Source organism: Allokutzneria sp. NRRL B-24872 (assembly GCF_002155965.1).
Taxonomy (GTDB): Bacteria; Actinomycetota; Actinomycetes; order Mycobacteriales; family Pseudonocardiaceae; genus Allokutzneria.
Map to the genome: position 1 here is coordinate 1 of NZ_MUMH01000401.1, position 809 is coordinate 809.

Genomic DNA, 809 nt, shown 5'->3' on the forward strand with positions numbered 1-809 from the left:
CACGTTCACCGCCGAGTTCGCCGGCCTTGGCTCCGTCTCCCTCTCGTTCATCTGAGGTGATCATGACCATCAAGACAAAGGCGACCGCCGCCATCGTCGGATCCGGCAACATCGGCACCGACCTGCTGTACAAGCTGCAGCGCTCCGCGCACGTCGAACCCCGCTGGATGATCGGCGTCGACCCCGGCAGCGAGGGCCTCGCCCGCGCCGCCCGGGCCGGCCTCGAGGCCAGTCACGAAGGCGTCGACTGGCTGCTCGCCCAGGACGAGAAGCCCGACATCGTCTTCGAGGCCACCAGCGCCTACGTCCACCGGGCCAACGCCCCCCGCTACGCCGAACTCGGCATCAAGGCCGTCGACCTGACGCCGGCGGCCGTCGGCCCCGCCGTCGTACCGCCCGCCAACCTCCACGCGCACCTGGACCAGCCGAACGTCAACATGATCACCTGCGGCGGACAGGCCACCATCCCGATGGTGTACGCGGTCTCCCGCGTCGTCCCCGTCCCGTACGCGGAGATCGTGGCCTCGGTGGCCTCCGTCTCGGCCGGCCCCGGAACCCGGGCGAACATCGACGAGTTCACCCGCACCACCTCGCGCGGCATCGAGACCATCGGCGGTGCCGAGCGCGGCAAGGCCATCATCATCCTCAACCCCGCCGAGCCGCCGGTCATCATGCGCGACACCGTCTTCTGCGCCATCCCCGAGGACGCCGACCGGGCCGCCATCACCCTCTCCGTCAAGGAGATCGCCGAGCAGGTCGCCTCGTACGTCCCCGGCTACCGGCTGCGCGCCGAGCCGCAGTTCGACGAT

The 809-nt window shown here is 70.2% G+C and carries 1 protein-coding gene; it reads left to right on the forward strand.

What is annotated here, in order from left to right; all coding sequences use genetic code 11:
* Nucleotides 1–62: 62 nt before the first annotated feature.
* Nucleotides 63–809: acetaldehyde dehydrogenase (acetylating) (locus tag CCN37_RS38315; protein ID WP_210408424.1), on the forward strand; the 747-nt coding region annotated here is incomplete at its 3' end.